This is a genomic window from Sulfitobacter sp. M85 (assembly GCF_029285915.1).
Taxonomy (GTDB): domain Bacteria; phylum Pseudomonadota; class Alphaproteobacteria; order Rhodobacterales; family Rhodobacteraceae; genus Sulfitobacter; species Sulfitobacter faviae.
The window spans coordinates 50,056-68,757 of sequence record NZ_JABECQ010000011.1; the positions used below are offsets into that span (position 1 = coordinate 50,056).

Genomic DNA, 18,702 nt, shown 5'->3' on the forward strand with positions numbered 1-18,702 from the left:
TGCCCGAGGCCGACTGGGCACAACCGCCGAGGGCCAGAATACCTGCAATCGGAATTCCGATTGTCAGCCGCGTTCTAGCGGGCGCGTACCAGTTCTCGTTCGGGAGCTTGGCCATCTTCAAATTCTGCATCCACAGTCGCCTCGTTCGCCTGTTCAACTCTTGACCCGTGACACGACTTTCCCATCATCCTGTGCATGACGACATGCGCACCAAGACAAAGTGCGAGCGGCGCAAAAAGGCCGACGTTGCCCCACAGACCCGCGATCGTGCCGCCTGCAATAAAGAATGCGGCGACTGGAAACAACATAACGGCACAACAGGCCATCATACCATACTGCATCAGTTTCGATGAACCGGTGGATTTTTGACTTTGATTGTCAGACATGTAGCTCTCCAGAATATGCTCGTGTTCTTCTGCGACATTCCAGTGAGGCAAGGTCAAGGGTACATTCGGATACAATTTGATCAGATGACAGCCTGCGGGTCGTTGACCAAGTTGGCCCGTCAGGTTGCCAGATCCAACGCATAGGACAGGAATGTGACGAGGGGGATCGGGGTCAGGCTGAACAGCAAGGCCATGCTCATTGTCCTGAACATGGTAGGCTTCGATGCCTCGCCAGAAGGTTCTGTCAGAACCACCAGAAGCGCGATGAAGGTGCCGGGCACCAGGGCATAGAGATATACGCCCGAGATGTTCCCAAACATGAACGACCGCTCGAGCGTTGGTCCGACCACGCTCAAAGCTGTTGCACGGCTGCCGTTGAACGAGCCGAACAGATCGGCCGACATCACATAGACGGCAATGTGAACCCCAATGAATGCGACACTCCGCAGCAGGCCATCTAAAACCAGGTAAACAATCGGCCGATGCTGGTACTGCTTCAGCGCGACCGATGCGGAAACGAACCCCAAGTAATTCACGAGGAAAACGACCACAAACCCATTGGTAAAGACCTGCCGGAGGAAGCGCGAGAGCGCGGTCCCATTCGTCAGCAGCAGCGTCGCAAAACCAGGCGTTGCGAGGATGTAGACAAGCAGGAACGGCAATATGCTTGCCAAGCTCAGAACGGATACGTTCCAACAAAATCTGCCGAATGGTAAGGTCGGCGAAAAACTTTGTCGGAACGTATCGCGGGCAAACACGTCAGCCGTGGGTTGCGAAGACTTGCGTCGACCCATCCATCAGTACAAGCAGCACATCATAGGGATCACCTTGGGGGCCCATGCCGGGCGAACCCATGGGCATTCCCGGTGCTGTCAGTCCGCGCGCGACAGGTTTTTCGCTCAGCAACCGCCCGATGTCAGCCGCAGGCACGTGACCCTCGACGAAATATCCGCCCACGGACGTAGTGTGACATCCTGCCAGTTCCGGCGCGATGCCGTGTTTCTGCTTCAGAACCTGAAGCGTGTCGTAATCCACGTCCTCGACCGATGCCTTGAAACCGGCAGCGATCATCTCATTTACCCAAGCGCCGCAGCAGCCGCAGGTCGGTGTCTTTGTCACCTGCAACGTGGGTGCGGCGGTTTGCGACAAAGCAGGCCCGGCCAAGGCCAGGCTGAGTGCCGTAAGGCCAAATTCACGTCGGTTCACTTAAAACTCCTCGATGTTCTTCCTTAAATAGTTGCTCGGTATCCCGAAGTCGACTGCCCGCGCTGTTACATTTGGCTACAAACACGGGATGGGCGTCCCTTGGTGAAAATGACTATGTTGGCGGCATGAGCGATCTGCCACGCATCCTTGTCGTCGATGACCATTCAGAGATTCGGAAATCCGTCACCAGTTATCTGGAACGCAACGGCATGCGTGCTTCAGCGGCGGAAAATGCAGTTGAGATGGACGCAAGGCTGGCGGAAGCGCATTTCGATCTGATTGTCCTCGATGTGATGATGCCGGGGGAAGACGGGCTGTCCGCGTGCAGGCGATTGCGCAAGGAAGGGCATATTCCGATCCTGATGCTGACCGCATTGGGTGACGACGAAGACCGCATCGCGGGTCTGGATGGCGGGGCAGACGATTATCTCGCCAAGCCGTTTAATCCCAAGGAACTGGTGGCGCGGATCAACGCGATATTGCGTCGGACGCAGCTGATCCCAAAACCGAATGGTTTTGCGGGGAAAACGTTGAAGTTTGCACACCTAAAGCTGGATTTCGATGGCCGCACACTGATTGACCAAGGCGGTTCGCGTACGCAACTTACATCCGGTGAACTCAAACTCCTGACCCTGTTCCTGCAAAGGCCAAGGACGGTCATTGGCCGCGACGAGCTGCTCAAATTGAGCACCGGCCGGGTCGCCGGTCCATTGGACCGAACCATCGACAATCAGGTGAGCCGGTTGCGCCGGAAGATGGAAGAGGACGTTTTGCGCCCGAAGATCATCGCGACTGTCCGGCATGGGGGGTATAGTCTTTCCTGCGATGTCGAGATTTGCGAATGAAGCTGCTTCCGCGGACGTTGCGTGCACAGATTGCCCTTCTGGTCCTCGGTGTCTTGATCCTCGCGCAAGCTCTGAGTCTTTGGTTTTTCGTTGATGAACGCTCGTTAGCCATTCAGGCCGCCATCGGTGCCGAAGCCGCCGGAAGGGCCGCAAATGTCGCACAGTTGATTGAAGGCGCACCCCCGGAATTGCATGCCCAGATCGTCCGCGCGGCAACGTCTCCGCTCGTACGGTTCGACCTTACAGACGAGCCGTCGGTTGCACACGGACAACACGATGACGGTGGAGCGGTCGAAGCGCGGATACGGGCACTGCTTCAGGAAAGCTACAGCCGGGATATCCGGGTTGAGGTTCATGAAATCGAGGGAGGTCTGCTGCCCCTTCCGAACCTGTCACCGGAAATGGCGCAAATGCACGCCGAAATGATGCAGGGCAGCCTTGCGGCCATCGAGATGGAGCTGTCCATTGCGCTGTCCGGTGGGAATTGGCTCAACATCGAGACGCGGTTCGAACGGCCGCCTCTGCAAAGGTCGCTGGCGTCCAACATATCCTTTGCACTGACTGCGGGACTTCTGCTGGTTGCAAGTTTCTGGTTTCTCCTGTCCCGATTGACCGGACCACTCAACGATCTCGCGACTGCGTCCGAACGTCTGGGTCGCGGCGCCGCCAAGGGCGATCTGCCGGTCGTAGGGCCGAAGGAAGTTCGGGATCTGACCCGATCATTCAACATCATGCAGGATCGCCTGACGCGATTTGTCAGTGACCGGACCCAGATGCTTGCAGCGCTTGCGCATGATCTGCGCTCGCCTTTGACGGCGCTTAGGGTGCGGGCCGAAATGGTGGACGACGAAGACACGCGCACGTCCTTGGTGGCGTCAAGTGAAGAGATGCAACGGATGGTCGATGCGACCCTCGATTTCGCGAAGGGCGTCGGACAGCATGAAGAGGTCCAATCGGTTGATTTGCACGATCTGATCACTGGTATGGGCTTGGACAAGGTTCAGGTGACCAGCCAAGGTCCACTCATCGTATCCGTGAAACCAAGCGCGATGGGGCGCGCGTTGAGAAACCTGATTGAGAACGCGATCCGCTACGGGAGTGAGGCCAGGGTTTCGTGGCAACGCATGGGCAGTGAGGTAGTGGTCGCCATCGACGATCAGGGGCCCGGTATTCCCGACAATCAGCTGGAGGCTGTTTTCGGACCCTATGTCAGGCTCGAGACGTCGCGATCACAGGATACCGGCGGTCATGGCCTGGGGCTGTCGATTGCGCGCAGCATCATCCTTGAGCACGGTGGTTCTATCGAACTGAAAAACCGCACTGATGGGGGTCTGCGCGCTGAAATCACGCTGCCCGTCAAACAAAGCGCCGAGTCAGCCCCGAAAGAGGAAGGCTCGCCACATATGGCGCGGGTTGTTCGTCACCTCAAACCCGACTAGTTTAGTGAGGCAAGTATATGAAACGAAGATATTTCCTGACTTCTGTTGCAGCTCTTTCGGTGAGTGGAAAAACAGCATTCGCGCATAGTGACGCAGAGCACGACCGGCGCGTCGGGCCATCTGTGGTGCCCCCGGAGCAGTTGCCGCGCCAGGTTCCGTTCACCGAGGCAGACAAACCGGGAGAAATACATGTCGATCCGAACCAGTTCGCTTTATTTTGGACTTTGCCGAACAATCGGGCAATCAGGTATACCGTCGGAATTGGCCGGGAGGGGCTCTATGAATCCGGCGAGTTCTATGTCGCGCGCAAGCAAAAGTGGCCGCGGTGGACGCCCACACCCGCCATGATAGCCAGAGATCCTGACCGATATCTTCGTTTTGCGGGCGGTGTGCCCGGTGGGCTGAACAATCCACTCGGTGCCCGCGCCTTGTATCTTTACCAGCCAGGGCGTGGGGACACCTACCTGAGAATTCACGGCACAACGGATCCGAAGACGATTGGTCGACGTGTCTCAAACGGCTGTGCAAGGCTTACCAATAATCAGATCATCGAACTCTATGAGAAGGTCCCGCTCGACACGCGTGTTGTCCTGAAACCCATCGAGGTTTGAGGCAGCAGCGCGAAGACGTGTCCGTTGGCCGGGATACATATCGTTACATAATATCAGGCCCCGGACTGTTCATGAAATGCGACCAGGCGGGTAGTCTAGTGGATAGGCAGACAACAACATGAGGCCATATGATGACCCGCAAGCAAACACGTGTAACGCGTCGAGCATTCACGGCAGGTGCCGCATCGGCAGCTTTCGCGGCCCCGTCCATCCTGCGTGCGCAGGTGGATCAAACCAGTGTCCGAAGGAATATCTCATCGTTTCGTACACACGCTTGGCAAGACCACTTTGACGCTTTGGACAAGGGTATCATCATCGCAGACACCGTTACCCGCGTGATGCAACACTGGACGGCCGATGGCGAAATGCGCATTTATCCGACATCGGTTCCCTTGTCTGACGAGCTGACAAAGCGCGGCTACACGACAGTCACGTTCAAGGACCCCGAACCTGACTGGACCCCTACACCCTCCATGCGCGAACGTGACCCGTCTTTGCCAGCCTATATGCCGCCCGGGCCGGATAACCCGTTGGGCGTCCGTGCCCTGCACCTGAGTTGGACGTACTACAGGATTCACGGCACCCATGATACGCGCAAGATCGGAAGACGCTCTTCAAGCGGGTGTATCGGTCTCTACAACGAGCAAATCATCGAGGTGTTCGAAAGGACACCGGTCGGCACGCAGGTACGATTAATCTGATGTCGAAGTCCGGCATCCTGATTGCGGCGTTTTTTGTCGTCGGTGGCGCGGTTGTGATCTGGCAGCAATTGCAGCCATCGTCTTCGATGCCCGGCCACACAATGACAACGCCTGATCTTTCGCAGACGGAAGAGGGCGCGCCGATTGCAGACGTGGTTGTGCCTGCTGAATTCTCAGCAAATGCCCAATTGGGAAAGCGTGTTTTCGATGGCGCTTGCGCCGCTTGTCACGGTGCGAATGCTGCCGGACAGAATGGCGTGGCACCGCCGCTTGTCCACAAGATCTATGAACCGAGCCATCACGGTGACGCCGCTTTTTTGCTTGCCGCGAAACAAGGTGTCAGAGCGCACCATTGGAAGTTTGGCAATATGCCGCCAGTTGAAGGCGTCACGCCCGGCGATGTGAAGATGGTTGTTGCATATGTGCGGGAACTTCAGCGCGCCAACGGGATCAATTGACAGGAATGACCAACTTGAACATGAAGATATGGATTACTGCCATTGCGATCGGGACGACCGGCGTTGCTGCCTTGGCGCATTCCGGAGCAACCGGCGTGGTGCTGGAGCGGATGCAGGGCATGTCCGCGATGGCCAAAACACTCAAGACGCTATCACCCATGATGCGGGGTCAGGTACCTTATGACGCCGATGTCGTCCGCAGGGAAGCTGGCGCGATGATCGGCCATGCCGGTGAGCAAATGACGCGACTGTTTCCTGAAGGCTCGGGTGGCGGAGTGTCCAAGGCGTTGCCGTCGGTCTGGGAAAACAGCGAAGAGTTCGCGGCCCTTGCGCAAGAGTTGAGAACAGCCGCCGAAGGATTGAAGTTGAGCGCAGGCAATGGGTTGGCCGCAGCACAGGGCAACGGTAGCGAATCAATGATGGGCGGCGCCACTGACGGGATGATGGGTGGCGGGTCCGCGCCTGCAATGGGAGGGGGCATGATGGGATCGGACCTTCCCATGACGACCGAGATGTTTGCGGACATGCCGACCGACCGTGCGTTCGCGATGGTCGCCCAGACCTGTTCGGCCTGCCACCAGAAGTTCCGCAAAGAGGACAAGTGATCAGATGCGGTGGTGGCGTTGGATCATCGGTGCGGGGGTCGTCGGCGGCATCGGCGTTGTCGCGGCAACGATAGCCTGGCCGATCGGTGCGCCAGTCTCGGACCTGACCCTGCAAGGCGATGCCCAGCGGGGGTCGTATCTGGCGCGCGCCAGTGGATGCATTGCGTGCCACACCAACTTTGAAGCTGGCGGGGCGCCATTGGCAGGAGGAGCGCCACTCCGGACCGATTTCGGGACATTCTATCCGCCAAATCTGACCACCGATGTCGAATTCGGGATTGGCGGCTGGACAGTAGAAGAGTTTGCAAAAGCGGTAAGGCAGGGAATTTCCCCGGACGGAGACCCCTATTATCCCACCTTCACCTACCCGTTTTATGCAAATTACACGGATCAGGACATTGCCGATCTGTGGGCCGCGTTCCAGACCGTGCCAGCCGTGAATGTGCCGACCCCGTCCCATGAGGTGCCTTTTCCGTTCGATCAGCGATGGGGGATGAAACTTTGGCGGGCGGCTTTTCTGACAAAGCCTGACACCGCACCAGAGGCGGACCGAAGCGATGCTTGGAACAGGGGCAAGCTGCTGGTCAACGGGGCGGCACATTGTGCTGCCTGCCACACAACGCGGAACTTTGCAGGCGCACGCATAGTATCGAAGAGGTTTTCCGGCAACGACGCCTTGCCGGGAGGTGGCAAAGCACCTTCGATCCGGACGCGCGATCTTGTGTCCGAAGGCTGGACAACAGACGATATGGCTTATGCATTGCGATCTGGCATAACGCCGTCTGGCGACGTATTTGGTGGATCAATGGCCGAAGTCGTGCGCTATGGCACGGGCTTTCTGAGCGACGCAGACCTGAATGCGATGGCCACCTACCTGCTGGACAACAAATCATAATCTTGGGAACCCACGAATGATCACGCTCAATCGCCGCCAATTTCTGGCAACATCTGCTGCGTTCAGTGGTCTGTCGGCCAGCACTGGATTTGCGGGCACGCCATTCGCGACCCTGACAGCCCAGCAAAGCGACGTGCAGCTGCTGCCCGGCAACTATGGCAAGACATCGCTTTGGTGCTTTGACGGCGGCTCACCCGGTCCGGAGATTCGCGTGGCGCAGGGGGGGCGTGTCCAGCGCAGATTGGTCAACCGGTTTTCTCAGGGAACGTCGACGCATTGGCACGGCATCCGCATCGACAATGCGATGGATGGCGTTTCCGGCCTGACACAGGATGTGGTCCAGCCGGAGGAAACATTCGACTATGACTTTACTGTCCCGGATGCCGGGACCTATTGGTACCATGCCCATAATAGGTCGTTTGAGCAGGTGGGCAGAGGGCTTTACGGTGCACTGATCGTGGAAGAGGCCGAGCCTCTCGACATTGATCGCGAGGAAGTCCTGATCCTGGATGATTGGCTTATTGACCCCGAAACCGCGCAGATCAAAGACGACTTCGGAGCGCCTCATGATCTCAGCCACGCAGGGCGCATCGGCAACCTGCTGACGACCAATGGAACCTTCAATCTGGGCCTGAGTGCACGCAAGAACGAAAGACTGCGCTTGCGGCTGATCAATGCTGCCAATGCGCGCAATTTCCAACTGGGGCTGGAAGGCCTTGACGGTTGGGCGGTTGCTTTGGACGGCATGCCCCTGGCTGCACCCATTAAGGTGACGGAGCCGATGATCCTCGCTCCGGCTCAACGGATCGACCTGATCGTCGATGTGGTCGCGGATGTTGGTGAAACGGCTCATATTCTTCAGTTCGGCCGGGAAGAGGCCTTCAGCCAGGTTACATTCGAGGTCGTTGAGTGGGGCTCGAAAAATCGTCGAGACGCGCCTTTGGCCTTGCCGCCGAACGACCACAGGATGGTCGACTTGAGTGAAGCCACGATGCTCAGCCTGAGTATGGAAGGCGGTGCCATGGGGCGGATGAGGTCCGCTTCCCTTGGGGGCGAACTCAAGCCGATCGGCGAGATCGTCGAGGCCGGGTATTTCTGGTCGTTCAACGGCAAAGTGGACGGGATCAACGGTGATCCCCTTGCGCGGCTGGACCGCGGCCAGAATGTACGATTGAAGATCGTGAACGACACGGCGTTTCCGCACGCGATGCACCTGCATGGCATTCACTTCCACGAGGTCGCCGAAAACGGCACCCTCGGACCGCTGCGTGACACGACCCTTCTTGAACGGGGTCAGACGCGCGAGATTGCCTTTGTGGCGGACAACCCGGGCCAATGGCTGCTACATTGCCACATGCTGTCGCATGCGGCTTCGGGCATGATGACCAAGATCGTCGTTGGATGACCCCGCGATCCGTCTATCTTGCGTTGGGCGTAGTTACCGTTGCGGTGGCTACCATATTCCTGTGGACCCGGTCCGGCGGAACCGACCATACGGCGGAAAACCTCATCAACTCCTCAGCCGATGTGGCCGCGGGCGAAGTCCTCTATGCCGAAAATTGCGCCGCGTGCCATGGCGCAAATCTGGAAGGTGAAGAAAACTGGCGCAGTCCGCGTGATGACGGAAGCCTGCCCGCACCGCCGCATGATGCAAGCGGCCACACTTGGCACCACGCGGACAGCATGCTGTTCGCCTACACCAAGCTGGGGGGCGCCGAGGTTCTCGCGGCGCAAGGCGTTGACTTCAACAGCGGCATGCCCGGTTTCGGCGACCAACTGAGCGACGGGGAAATCTGGGACATCCTCGCATACATCAAGTCAACATGGCCGGAGCGTGAACGCGCCACGCAAGCCGAGCGCACGGCCCAGGATATTGCCTCACAAGGAGACGGATAATGAAAAGATTCTTGGCTACCACCGCACTGTTAATGCTTCCGATCGCTGCGATTGCAGACGGCATGGACGAAGACCGGATCAAGGAACTGGTGCTGGAAGCCATCCGCGAGAATCCGGGCATCGTGTTCGAGGCCGCGCAGTTGTTCGAACAGCAACAGCAGGCGTTGCAGGCGCAAGCCGCAGCGCAGGTTTTCGATACGGAAAAAGCCACGCTTGAAAATGATCCCAATGCGCCCGTTCTGGGCAATCCGGATGGCGATATCACGGTTGTCGAATTCTTCGACTACAACTGCCCCTATTGCCGCCGGGTTAAACCTGAAATGGAGGCCCTGCTCGCTGCTGATCCCAACGTCAGGGTCGTTTACCGGGAATGGCCCATTCTGGGGGACGGGTCGGTTTTTGCCGCCCGCGCGGCGCTGGCGTCCCGAAACCAGGGCAAATATGAAGAGTTTCATTGGGCCATGATGCAACTGAAGGAACGCGCAGAGGAAGCATCGATTCTCCGCACTGCGGAAGACATCGGCCTCGATGTTGCACAGTTGCGTCGCGACATGAACGGACCGGAAATCGAAGAACACATACAGACTTCCATGCGGCTTGCGCAATCTCTGGGGTTCAGTGGCACACCTTCATTTGTGATCGGCGACAGTCTTGCGCCGGGCCTGATCCAGGCGGACCAGATGATCGAGCTTGTCGATCAGGCACGGGCCGCCGAATAAGGACAATCCTACGCGGCTGAAGCGTCGTAGCCAGCGTCAGCGATGGCTTGCCGCACGGTCGCCTGTTCCAATGTGCTTTGGACAGTGACAAGGCGAAGGTCCAGATCGGCCGTGACAACGGCTGATGGATCCTTTGCCTTGATGCCGCTTTCTATAGCGGATGTGCAGTGTCCACAGCTCATTTTCGGGACGGAAAAAATCATGAAGGCCTCCATTTTTGGTACAACCTCAGACTTGGTCGTTCCATCGGGAGGAAGGTCAAGCAAATATCAAAAAAAATTAGATACTCTCTTGAGCTTCCAGCAACTGGAAGCCCTATATCAGGGTAAGTTCAACCGAGGAGGCCCTCATGACCGACCCCAATACGATACGTCTATCCGTTTCCGGCATGAACTGTGCGTCTTGTGTGGGCAGGGTTGAGAAGGCTTTGAACGAGGTTCCGGGCCTTTCGAACGTCAGTGTCAACCTTGTGAACGAAACGGCTCAATTTCAGATGGATAATCCGGCCACCACGGGCGTGGCGGTCACGGCCCTCTCGAACGCCGGATACCCGGCACGGACGGGGCGCGTAACATTGAACGTAGACGCCATGTCCTGCGCGTCCTGTGTCGGTCGGGTTGAAAAGGCGCTTGTACGGACACCCGGCGTATTGAATGCGGCGGTCAATCTGGCAACCGAAACGGCTGTGGTAGAGTATCTGCCAGATGCCATCACCCCGGAAAAGATTGCCCGGATCAGTACGGAGGCGGGGTACCCGGCCGAGATTGCGCAGAGCGATGCGCACGAGGACCGATCGGACCGCAAGGCAGAAGAAGCCGACGCGCTGGCGCGCCGTGTCATCCTTGCCGCGATCCTGACCGTGCCGGTGTTCGTTCTGGAAATGGGAAAACATACCATACCCGGCTTTGAGGGCCTGATTGAGAGCACAATCGGCATTCAAACGTCATGGCTGATCCAATTCGCGCTTGCCACGGTGGTTCTTTTCGGACCGGGTTGGGGGTTCTTTGCGAAGGGCATTCCGGCGTTGATCAAGCGTGCCCCGGATATGAACAGCCTTGTCGCACTGGGAACCGGGGCGGCGTGGACTTATTCCGTAGTCGCGACCTTCCTGCCTCAGGTGCTGCCTGACGGTGTGCGCGCCGTCTATTTCGAAGCAGCGGCGGTTATTGTCGTTCTGATCTTGTTGGGTCGCTGGCTTGAAGCGCGGGCCAAGGGCAAGACCGGTGCAGCCATTCAGGCCCTTCTTGGTCTGCAGGCAAAGACAGCCAGGGTCCTGCGTGACGGGCAGGCGACCGAGGTTGACATCAAGGAACTGCGGATCGGCGATCAGATCCTCGTGCGTCCCGGTGAAAGGCTGCCTGTCGATGGCGAGGTCACAGAAGGATCAAGCAACGTCGATGAAAGCATGATCACCGGTGAACCCCTCGCCGTGCCAAAGGCTGCTGGCGAACCGGTGACCGGCGGCACGGTGAACGGCACCGGGAGCCTGACCATAACGGCGACGCGAGTCGGGGCGGATACCACGCTGGCGCAGATTATCCGCATGGTCGAAGATGCTCAGGGGGCCAAGCTGCCGATCCAAGGCCTAGTGGATCGCGTGACCATGTGGTTCGTGCCTGCCGTTCTGGTTCTGGCGCTTGCGACTGTGGTTGTCTGGCTGCTGGTCGGTCCCGATCCGGCTCTGACCTTTGCGCTTGTGGCGGGTGTCTCCGTTCTGATCATTGCGTGCCCCTGCGCCATGGGGTTGGCCACGCCCACCTCGATCATGGTGGGGACAGGACGCGCGGCTGAGATGGGGGTGTTCTTCCGCAAGGGAGATGCGCTGCAACATCTGGATGAAGTTGGCGTTGTCGCATTGGACAAGACCGGGACGGTCACGCAAGGGCAACCCAGTTTGACAGACCTCATCACGGCCGACGGCTTTGACCGGGCAGAGACACTCGCCCTCATCGCATCTGTCGAGGCGCAGTCTGAGCACCCGGTGGCAGAGGCCATTGTGCAGTCCGCAAAGAGCGAAGGCCTGTCCTGGCCCGATGCGACGGAATTCCGGTCCGTGACCGGCTACGGTGTCGAGGCGCTTGTCCAGGGCCGCAAGGTTCATGTCGGTGCGGATCGCTTCATGGTGCAGCAGGGCATTGACACCAGCCCGCTGGAAGACCGCGAAAGGGCCTTGGCCGAAAAGGGACGCACCGCGCTTTATGCTGCGGTGGACGGATCCCTGGCGGCCGTGATTGCCGTGGCAGACCCGGTCAAATCCTCCAGCGCCGAAGTGATCGCAGCTCTGCATGATCGAGGGATCAAGGTCGCGATGATCACCGGAGACAAGAAGGCCACGGCAGATGCCATCGCCCGCGAGGTCGGGATCGACCATGTCATTGCAGGGGTGTTGCCGGATGGAAAAGTCGCCGCCCTGGACGAATTGCGGCAAGGGAACAGCAAGATCGCCTTTGTCGGAGACGGCATCAACGACGCGCCAGCGCTGGCCCATGCCGATGTCGGCATCGCCATCGGAACCGGCACGGATGTCGCAATCGAAAGCGCCGACGTGGTGTTGATGTCGGGCGACCTGCGCGGCGTGGTGAATGCCATCGACGTGTCGCGCAAGACCATGCGCAACATACGGCAGAACCTTATCTGGGCCTTTGGCTATAACGTCGCGCTGATCCCTGTGGCGGCGGGCGCGCTTTACCCGGCCTTTGGATTGCTCCTGTCGCCGGTGTTTGCCGCCGGGGCCATGGCGCTGTCCTCCGTGTCGGTTCTGACCAACGCGCTGCGGCTGCGACGGATCAAGGCGACGATGTCGGAACAGGATCCGCCCCACGACGCGGAGACGAAATTCGCAACGCAGCCCGCAGAATAGGAGACAGGTGTGAACATCGGAGAAGTATCAGAACGCGCGGGTTTGCCAGCGAAGACAATCCGCTACTACGAAGACATCGGCCTTGTCCGGCCTTTGCGCAGCGACAACGGCTATCGCGCCTTTCGCGACAGCGACATCCACAAGCTCGCATTTCTCGGTCGCACCAGGACGTTCGGGTTCTCGATCGAAGACTGCCGCACGCTGCTTGATCTCTATGAAGATGAGACGCGGGAAAGTGCACAGGTCAAGGCTGTCGCTCAAGAGCATCTGGCCGCCGTTGACGAAAAAATCGCCCAGCTCAAGTCGATGCGAGAGACCCTGGCTCACCTCGTTGACGCCTGCCAGGGCGATCACCGCCCCGATTGTCCAATCCTGAAAGATCTGGCCAAAGACCCGTAACGCACGATGCCTGGGCCAGACATTTATGGGGTTTCATGCCGTTTCGATATATCGTCTTGAAACCCTCCAGCGCTGGAATGTTGTTCCTCCACAAATAGAATCCATGATGGAGAGATCAGATGTCTGAAGATGCGATCGGGAAATCTCGTGGCGGGTCCGATACCCGTTCAAGTGAAGGTGCAGCACATTCGGGAGGCCATTCAGGTTCATCCTATGGCCGGTTTCTGGCGATGGTCGGCACATCGACTGCGATCATGTTCGGCCTGATGTACATCAACTCGTACTCCTTCGAACATGTCTACTGGAGCGAAACCCGATTTTACATGACGTTCATCATGGGCGCGACGATGGCGACCGTGATGCTCCTTTTCATGTTGAACATGTACAAGAACAAGGGCGTCAACGCCGCGATCATTCTCGGGTCTGTCGTGATGTTCGCCGGCGCGCTCTGGCTCGTGAGAAGCCAGGAGACCATTCAGGACGAAAGCTGGATGAGCGCGATGATTCCGCACCACTCCATTGCGATCATGACAAGCGAACGGGCCGAGCTGACAGATCCAAGGGTCGAGGCGCTGGCTTCGGAAATTGTGACGGCGCAAAACCGCGAAATTTCCGAAATGCGTTTCCTCATAGATGACATTGAGGCAAATGGCGAAGCCGGTCCTGAATGGCCACTTGGTGAAGCGGACGGTCCGGCTGAAATGGAGGGGCTTCAAGAAGCGATTGCAACCCCGGTGATTGCCGGAATCCGTCCTGCACCGCTCAAAGCCGAAGAAATAACACGCGCACTGGGGTCCGACGGACAATGCCGTTTCATTCGCGCCGTGAACGCCGATCCCATTCTGGTCACGGACGGGGCGGGGAACGGCGTCGCCAAGATATCCGGATCGCTGGTCAACTTCACGTCGCAAGACACAGTGACGTCCGGTGGCGTCCTGTCTGCCGATGGTGGCCAATTCACGCTGGCGCCGGGTGACGCGGACGGTGAAGACGCCACCCTGCTGTTTGAATTGACGGGAGAGACGCCTCTGACTGTCGGATTTACCGGGTATTGGACCTGCAACGGTTAAAGGATTTAAAGGAACGCGTCATGACGAGAGAGGCAAAATCCACCCCGAAGACGGCGGTTTTGTACCGAATGGTGATGGAGGAGCATGTTTGTCCCTATGGGCTGAAAATCGAAGGACCTGCTTGAGCGGGAGGGGTATTCGATTGAGGACCGGCCTCTGAACACCCGCGAGGAAACGGATGCTTTCATGGAAGAACACGGTGTCGAAACGACTCCGCAGACCTTTATCGGCAATGAAAGAATTGGTGGCTATGACGCGCTGAGGGAATTTTTCGGCCAGGACGTAAAGGATGACGACGAGACGACTTATCAACCCGTCATTGCGATATTCGCGGTCGCATTCCTTATGGCGCTTGGTCTCAGTTGGGCGTTTTACGGTTCGATCCTGACGCTGCGGGCATTCGAGTGGTTCATCGCGATCTCGATGAGCTTTCTTGCTGTTCAAAAACTGCAGGACGTCGAGACGTTTTCCACGATGTTTCTGAACTACGATCTGCTTGCCCAGAAATGGGTGCGCTATGGCTATGTCTATCCCTTCGGCGAAGCACTTGCCGGTATTCTCATGGTCGCCGGTGCCTTGGTCTGGATCAGCGCGCCTGTTGCACTGTTCATCGGTACGGTCGGAGCGGCTTCAGTTTTCAAGGCCGTCTACATCGATAAGCGCGAGATCAAGTGCGCCTGCGTGGGCGGCGGTTCAAACGTGCCGCTGGGTTTCGTGTCCCTGACCGAAAACCTGATGATGATATTCATGGGCGTCTGGATGTCGGCGCGTGCGATGGGCCTCTTTTAGGCCTAACCATCCGTTTTCAAAGCGGTCACAGGGTCGCCAAGTGCAGCCCTGCTCAGCGCGTCGAGAACGGCTTCGGACGTCAGAACCTCGGACAGGATGATCCCGTCTGGCGCGTTTGGCCCGTAGACGATGTTGAACGGGATGCCAAACCTGTTGTGGCTTTCCAGATACCGGGAAATGTCAGTGCTGGACCTAGTCCAGTCTGCCCGCATCGCAACGACATTATCACCCCGCAGTTGGTCGACCACGGGCGCACGGTCCAGCACCAGCGTCTTGTTGGCCTTGCACGTCAGGCACCAGTCTGCGGTCACGTCGACAAAGACGGTTTTTCCCTGCGACACCAGTTTCGGTATCTCGGAGCGATCGAACGCGACCCAGTCCTGGCCCACCGCTCTCGTCTGCGGCGGGATTGTCAGCGCCGTCGGCACCAGAAGGCTGAGAACAGCAACCACCACCAGCGCTGTCGGGCGCGTCAATCTGCCCGGCAAACGTATTGTTGCGAGAAGAATGAAAAGGCTCGTCATAAGCAGCACGGTCATGGCCACCCGGCCACCCGCCACCCCTATCAGTACCCAGAGCAGCCAGATCGCGGTCCCGGCCAGAAGACCGGCAAGCACCCATTTGACGACAACCATCCAACGTCCCGGCCTGGGCAACAACCGGACCAGACCAGGCTTCCCCGCCAGAACCAGATAGGGCAGGGAGAGCCCAAGCCCCAGAGCCGTGAAAACGAGAATGACATCAATCGGGCGCCCGGACAGGGCAAAGGCAACCGCTGTCCCCAAAAACGGGGCCGAGCAGGGCGTGGCCAGCACCGCCGCGAAGGCGCCTGTTGCAAAATCTCCGCCATACCCGTCGCGACCGCTTGATCTGGCCAGCCGTGACTGCAACCCGGAGGGCAATGAAACTTCGAACACCCCGAACAGATTGGCAGAGAACACGGCAAGCACCAGAAACATGACGGTCAGGAAAACAGGGCTTTGGAATTGCAGGCCCCACCCAACGGTGACGCCGACGGATTGCAGAACCAGAATGATTGCGGCGAGGGCCCACATGAACACCAGAACGCCAAGCGCCGACATCAGGAACCCATTCCGGACCTCGTGCGCTGGCTTGTTTCCATGATTGAGAACCGATGTCAGCTTGATGGACAGGACAGGCAGAACACAGGGCATGACATTCAGGATCAGACCGCCAAGAAAGGCAAAGGCCGCAATCGCCAGGATTTGCGTCAGATCCGGCAGGTTCGCCATAACCTCGAATGGTGCACCCGGGATGCGGTCTGACCAAGCGGGCTGCGCTGTCACCGCGCGTGATCCATCGGTCAAAGTCAGTTGCAGGGGCGGCGGATCCTCCCCTTGCGCGAGAAGAGGCAGCTTGGCCCAAAGGGCTGTTCCCGCATCATCGGTTCGAATGTCCGGTTTGCCAAAGGTGAATTCCGGCCCCAGTTCCGGAAAGATATCCGGCTTCACAAAGGCATTCGCACTGCGCGCCGTCACATAAAGCGCATCATCCGCGATCACCGCCGTTTCGACAATGATGTCGCTCTCTTCGGGACCAAGCGGCACCCGCTGGGCATACTCCGAAATCAGGCCCGCCGCCTTCGCGTCAATCCCGGTGCCCGCCGGAATTGTCAGTGCGAGATCGAAATCATGCGGCACACAGACAGTCGAGCACGCCAGCAATGAAACACGCGCCTGCAATGTTGCGGACTGGCCCGCAGTTTCGAGAACTGCCTGAATGGGCAGGACGACACGGGTCTTGTAGCCAAAATTCTCGATGCCGAATGCCGTGAAGCGCTCAGGCGCGGGCCAGAGCATCTGTGCGCTCACCAGATTTTCCGATCCATCCCATGAAATTTCAGGCGGCAGACCCACCTCGCCGGGCGAACGCCAATAGGCTTTCCAGCCCTCGGCCAGCTCGACATCCAGGCCAAGGGAAAGGGTTCTGGAGGTTTCCGCGACCCCATTTTCAACGGAGATGAGCCGGGCCGTGATTGTTGAATTCTCGTAGGTATCGCTCGATGCAGCAAAGCCCATGGAGGCCCAAAGGCAAGCCATGAGAAGGAAGAATAGGCGCAACGTGGTTCGCATCATCTTTTGGCTCGCTTCCACCCTTGTCCCGAGATCGAAATCCGAAGCACCTCTATGGCTGCATCTCCCGGTTGGTCAACTTTACAAACGGATACAATGTCGTTTGTGAAGCCATCCCGCTGCGAGAATAACGCGACGAAGTCCGCGTTCGTAGCAGGAAGGCCAATAGAAGCTTTTTTCTTCATTGAACATTTCAATCGCAACCGCGGCCTCCAACCTTCCAGCGCTGGAAATTGAAACCAAATGCGGATGACTTAGTTGAACGCTTAGCAATTGAGAGAAGGAAGAAGAGGTGTTGTCACATTAACGGTCCTGAGGTTGCTGGTTCATTGATCTGGGCGTAGGCGGTGTCGATGCAGACACAAAAGATCAGCTACAAACGCCACCGGTTTCCGCCTCAGATCATCGCTCATATTGTCTGGCTTTACGTCCGGTTCAACTTGAGCCTGCGCGAGGTCGAAGAGCTGATGCTGGAACGTGGCGTCGACGTTTCGTATGAGACAATCCGGCGCTGGAGCGTCAAGTTCGGCCCCCTGATCGCCCACGTTCTACAGCGACGGCAGCCGCGCCCCGGCGATGTCTGGCATCTGGACGAAGTCGTTGTGAAGATCGCGGGTCGGTCATACTGGCTCTGGCGCGCGGTCGACCAACACGGCTTTGTTCTTGAGGAAATTCTCCAATCGAGACGAGACAAGCGCGCCGCAAAGCGGCTTTTGGTCAAGCTGATGAAACGTTGGGGCTTCGTGCCAAAAAGGATCATTACGGACAAGCTGCGCTCCTATGGTGCCGCAAAGCGCGAGGTCGCGCCTGGCCTTGATCATTGGTCACACAAGGGACTCAATAACCGCGCAGAAAACAGCCACTTGCCCTTCCGAAAACGAGAGCGGGTGATGCAAGGCTTCCGATCGCCGGGTGGATTACAACGCTTCGTATCTATGAAGTCTGCAACCCGCAATAGTTTCTCTGTCCCAGCCCGCCGCCGCTCTGCGCTCACCATCCGCTACCATCGGCTCGAAGCATTCGAGGCGTGGAAATCCGCGGCACAGGCCGCTTGATCAACGAACAGCTTGCCACTTGCAAATTCGGCGAGTTAACGTGACAACACCCGGCCTGAAGTCCTATTGCAAGCGTTGGATCGACAGCGATCGTGGAGGGGTTTTCCTGGTGACGCGGTGTCCCTACCAGGAGCTGCATCACAAGCTGCTCTCGCCGGAGGACGCCCGTGACTTTTGCCAAGGGATGCCTGTAATCTGGACTATCCGCTGGCGGAGATGTGGGGAGGGCAACTGGAACGCTCTCAAACGCTCGTCTCTGGCGGCAGGTATTGTGATTTCCGGTATGTGCGCGCGGACCGGATGAACCTGAAAGAGACGAAATGCCCATGACCAAAGGCAATATTTTCGCGCATCTCGGTGCTGGATAAAATTCTCGACTGGATCTGCAAAATCTCTTTGGGGTAATCGCGAAACCTCGCGATCCGTTGGAATTACGGATGATCGCCGCGTCTATTCGAAAATGGAGGATCGGACCGATTTTCTCTACGCTTCTGCTGTTTAGAAGATGCGGCTGAGCAAATTGTGTGCAGATGTTTTGATCAGGCATTTTAACATAAACTTCATTATGCGTATTTATACTTAGTGTTGGGCACATTCTAAACTGGGTTGCGACACTTCCGGTATCTTGCTGAAAAAGCAAGGAGAACAGACATGGCACATACAGAGCTGGATTTG

19 protein-coding genes and 1 pseudogene are annotated in these 18,702 nt (G+C 57.9%); 15 read left to right on the top strand and 5 right to left on the bottom strand.

What is annotated here, in order from left to right; all coding sequences use genetic code 11:
• Window positions 1-74 precede the first annotated feature (74 nt).
• The 3 genes from HKX24_RS16415 to HKX24_RS16425 form a co-directional block, all read right to left on the bottom strand.
• The gene (locus HKX24_RS16415) at window positions 75-386 is read right to left on the bottom strand and encodes a DUF2933 domain-containing protein (RefSeq protein ID WP_037953520.1); all 312 of its coding nucleotides are present in this window, start codon (window positions 384-386) and stop codon (window positions 75-77) included.
• A gap of 119 nt (window positions 387-505) precedes the next feature.
• Entirely contained in the window at window positions 506-1,048 is a 543-nt protein-coding gene (locus HKX24_RS16420) for a hypothetical protein (RefSeq protein ID WP_271694194.1), read from the bottom strand.
• A 97-nt stretch (window positions 1,049-1,145) separates the two neighbouring features.
• A complete protein-coding gene (locus HKX24_RS16425) occupies window positions 1,146-1,592 on the bottom strand; it encodes a DUF411 domain-containing protein (protein ID WP_043847208.1) in 447 nt (148 codons plus the stop codon).
• A 125-nt stretch (window positions 1,593-1,717) separates the two neighbouring features.
• Here HKX24_RS16425 and HKX24_RS16430 point away from each other — a divergent pair, with 125 nt between their 5' ends.
• From HKX24_RS16430 to HKX24_RS16475, 10 genes are all read left to right on the top strand, one after another.
• Complete coding sequence (locus HKX24_RS16430; RefSeq protein ID WP_050672447.1) at window positions 1,718-2,437, top strand: response regulator; 720 nt, start codon at window positions 1,718-1,720, stop codon at window positions 2,435-2,437.
• On the top strand, window positions 2,434-3,876 hold the full coding sequence (locus tag HKX24_RS16435; protein WP_050672446.1) for an ATP-binding protein: 1,443 nt from the start codon (window positions 2,434-2,436) through the stop codon (window positions 3,874-3,876). Before HKX24_RS16430 ends, HKX24_RS16435 begins: the two co-directional genes overlap by 4 nt.
• A gap of 17 nt (window positions 3,877-3,893) precedes the next feature.
• Window positions 3,894-4,487 (top strand): L,D-transpeptidase, encoded by a 594-nt coding sequence (locus tag HKX24_RS16440; protein WP_005619183.1) that lies wholly within the window; start codon window positions 3,894-3,896, stop codon window positions 4,485-4,487.
• Between the two features lie 128 nt (window positions 4,488-4,615).
• Window positions 4,616-5,188, top strand: coding sequence for a L,D-transpeptidase (locus HKX24_RS16445; protein WP_043847205.1), 573 nt, complete (start codon window positions 4,616-4,618; stop codon window positions 5,186-5,188).
• Window positions 5,188-5,646 carry a cytochrome c gene (locus HKX24_RS16450; RefSeq protein ID WP_005619178.1) on the top strand — a complete coding sequence of 153 codons (459 nt, stop codon included), beginning with the start codon at window positions 5,188-5,190 and terminating at the stop codon, window positions 5,644-5,646. The genes HKX24_RS16445 and HKX24_RS16450 overlap by 1 nt, the downstream gene beginning before the upstream one ends.
• Window positions 5,647-5,651: 5 nt before the next feature.
• Window positions 5,652-6,251, top strand: coding sequence for a cytochrome c (locus HKX24_RS16455; RefSeq protein WP_009824484.1), 600 nt, complete (start codon window positions 5,652-5,654; stop codon window positions 6,249-6,251).
• A 4-nt stretch (window positions 6,252-6,255) separates the two neighbouring features.
• Complete coding sequence (locus HKX24_RS16460; protein ID WP_009824485.1) at window positions 6,256-7,146, top strand: cytochrome c; 891 nt, start codon at window positions 6,256-6,258, stop codon at window positions 7,144-7,146.
• 16 nt (window positions 7,147-7,162) lie between these two features.
• Window positions 7,163-8,551 (top strand): multicopper oxidase family protein, encoded by a 1,389-nt coding sequence (locus HKX24_RS16465; RefSeq protein WP_050686572.1) that lies wholly within the window; start codon window positions 7,163-7,165, stop codon window positions 8,549-8,551.
• Window positions 8,548-9,042, top strand: coding sequence for a cytochrome c (locus tag HKX24_RS16470; RefSeq protein WP_005619169.1), 495 nt, complete (start codon window positions 8,548-8,550; stop codon window positions 9,040-9,042). Before HKX24_RS16465 ends, HKX24_RS16470 begins: the two co-directional genes overlap by 4 nt.
• Entirely contained in the window at window positions 9,042-9,761 is a 720-nt protein-coding gene (locus tag HKX24_RS16475; RefSeq protein WP_043847202.1) for a DsbA family protein, read from the top strand. The genes HKX24_RS16470 and HKX24_RS16475 overlap by 1 nt, the downstream gene beginning before the upstream one ends.
• An 8-nt stretch (window positions 9,762-9,769) precedes the next feature.
• Here the strand turns inward: HKX24_RS16475 and HKX24_RS16480 are convergent, their stop codons facing one another.
• Window positions 9,770-9,976, bottom strand: coding sequence for a heavy-metal-associated domain-containing protein (locus HKX24_RS16480; RefSeq protein ID WP_081285560.1), 207 nt, complete (start codon window positions 9,974-9,976; stop codon window positions 9,770-9,772).
• A 134-nt stretch (window positions 9,977-10,110) separates the two neighbouring features.
• Between HKX24_RS16480 and HKX24_RS16485 the strand changes: the two genes are divergently transcribed.
• The 4 genes and pseudogenes from HKX24_RS16485 to HKX24_RS16500 all read left to right on the top strand — a co-directional run bounded on the left by HKX24_RS16485 (window position 10,111) and on the right by HKX24_RS16500 (window position 14,879).
• Window positions 10,111-12,621, top strand: a complete 2,511-nt coding sequence (locus HKX24_RS16485) for a heavy metal translocating P-type ATPase (protein ID WP_043847201.1) — start codon at window positions 10,111-10,113, stop codon at window positions 12,619-12,621.
• Window positions 12,622-12,630: 9 nt separating this feature from the next.
• Window positions 12,631-13,020: a Cu(I)-responsive transcriptional regulator gene (cueR, locus tag HKX24_RS16490; protein ID WP_271694193.1), complete on the top strand. Its 390-nt coding sequence runs from the start codon at window positions 12,631-12,633 to the stop codon at window positions 13,018-13,020.
• A gap of 119 nt (window positions 13,021-13,139) precedes the next feature.
• Window positions 13,140-14,090 carry a DUF305 domain-containing protein gene (locus tag HKX24_RS16495; protein WP_050686576.1) on the top strand — a complete coding sequence of 317 codons (951 nt, stop codon included), beginning with the start codon at window positions 13,140-13,142 and terminating at the stop codon, window positions 14,088-14,090.
• A gap of 20 nt (window positions 14,091-14,110) precedes the next feature.
• A pseudogene (locus tag HKX24_RS16500) lies at window positions 14,111-14,879 on the top strand (MauE/DoxX family redox-associated membrane protein).
• A gap of 2 nt (window positions 14,880-14,881) precedes the next feature.
• Here HKX24_RS16500 and HKX24_RS16505 read toward each other — a convergent pair.
• Window positions 14,882-16,975: a protein-disulfide reductase DsbD domain-containing protein gene (locus HKX24_RS16505; protein ID WP_271694191.1), complete on the bottom strand. Its 2,094-nt coding sequence runs from the start codon at window positions 16,973-16,975 to the stop codon at window positions 14,882-14,884.
• Between the two features lie 350 nt (window positions 16,976-17,325).
• Between HKX24_RS16505 and HKX24_RS16510 the strand changes: the two genes are divergently transcribed.
• Window positions 17,326-18,027: an IS6 family transposase gene (locus tag HKX24_RS16510; protein ID WP_065331824.1), complete on the top strand. Its 702-nt coding sequence runs from the start codon at window positions 17,326-17,328 to the stop codon at window positions 18,025-18,027.
• The last annotated feature ends 675 nt before the right edge of the window (window positions 18,028-18,702 follow it).

Bases quoted from the DNA above. Each gene is read 5' to 3' on its own strand.
- HKX24_RS16445 (WP_043847205.1), top strand. From the start codon at position 4,616: ATGATGACCCGCAAGCAAACACGTGTAACGCGTCGAGCATTCACGGCA.
- HKX24_RS16440 (WP_005619183.1), top strand. From the start codon at position 3,894: ATGAAACGAAGATATTTCCTGACTTCTGTTGCAGCTCTTTCGGTGAGT.
- HKX24_RS16505 (WP_271694191.1), bottom strand. From the start codon at position 16,975: ATGATGCGAACCACGTTGCGCCTATTCTTCCTTCTCATGGCTTGCCTT.
- HKX24_RS16435 (WP_050672446.1), top strand. From the start codon at position 2,434: ATGAAGCTGCTTCCGCGGACGTTGCGTGCACAGATTGCCCTTCTGGTC.
- HKX24_RS16470 (WP_005619169.1), top strand. From the start codon at position 8,548: ATGACCCCGCGATCCGTCTATCTTGCGTTGGGCGTAGTTACCGTTGCG.
- HKX24_RS16465 (WP_050686572.1), top strand. From the start codon at position 7,163: ATGATCACGCTCAATCGCCGCCAATTTCTGGCAACATCTGCTGCGTTC.
- HKX24_RS16455 (WP_009824484.1), top strand. From the start codon at position 5,652: ATGACCAACTTGAACATGAAGATATGGATTACTGCCATTGCGATCGGG.
- HKX24_RS16485 (WP_043847201.1), top strand. From the start codon at position 10,111: ATGACCGACCCCAATACGATACGTCTATCCGTTTCCGGCATGAACTGT.
- HKX24_RS16480 (WP_081285560.1), bottom strand. From the start codon at position 9,976: ATGGAGGCCTTCATGATTTTTTCCGTCCCGAAAATGAGCTGTGGACAC.
- HKX24_RS16475 (WP_043847202.1), top strand. From the start codon at position 9,042: ATGAAAAGATTCTTGGCTACCACCGCACTGTTAATGCTTCCGATCGCT.
- HKX24_RS16450 (WP_005619178.1), top strand. From the start codon at position 5,188: ATGTCGAAGTCCGGCATCCTGATTGCGGCGTTTTTTGTCGTCGGTGGC.
- HKX24_RS16495 (WP_050686576.1), top strand. From the start codon at position 13,140: ATGTCTGAAGATGCGATCGGGAAATCTCGTGGCGGGTCCGATACCCGT.
- HKX24_RS16460 (WP_009824485.1), top strand. From the start codon at position 6,256: ATGCGGTGGTGGCGTTGGATCATCGGTGCGGGGGTCGTCGGCGGCATC.
- HKX24_RS16430 (WP_050672447.1), top strand. From the start codon at position 1,718: ATGAGCGATCTGCCACGCATCCTTGTCGTCGATGACCATTCAGAGATT.
- HKX24_RS16415 (WP_037953520.1), bottom strand. From the start codon at position 386: ATGTCTGACAATCAAAGTCAAAAATCCACCGGTTCATCGAAACTGATG.
- HKX24_RS16510 (WP_065331824.1), top strand. From the start codon at position 17,326: ATGCAGACACAAAAGATCAGCTACAAACGCCACCGGTTTCCGCCTCAG.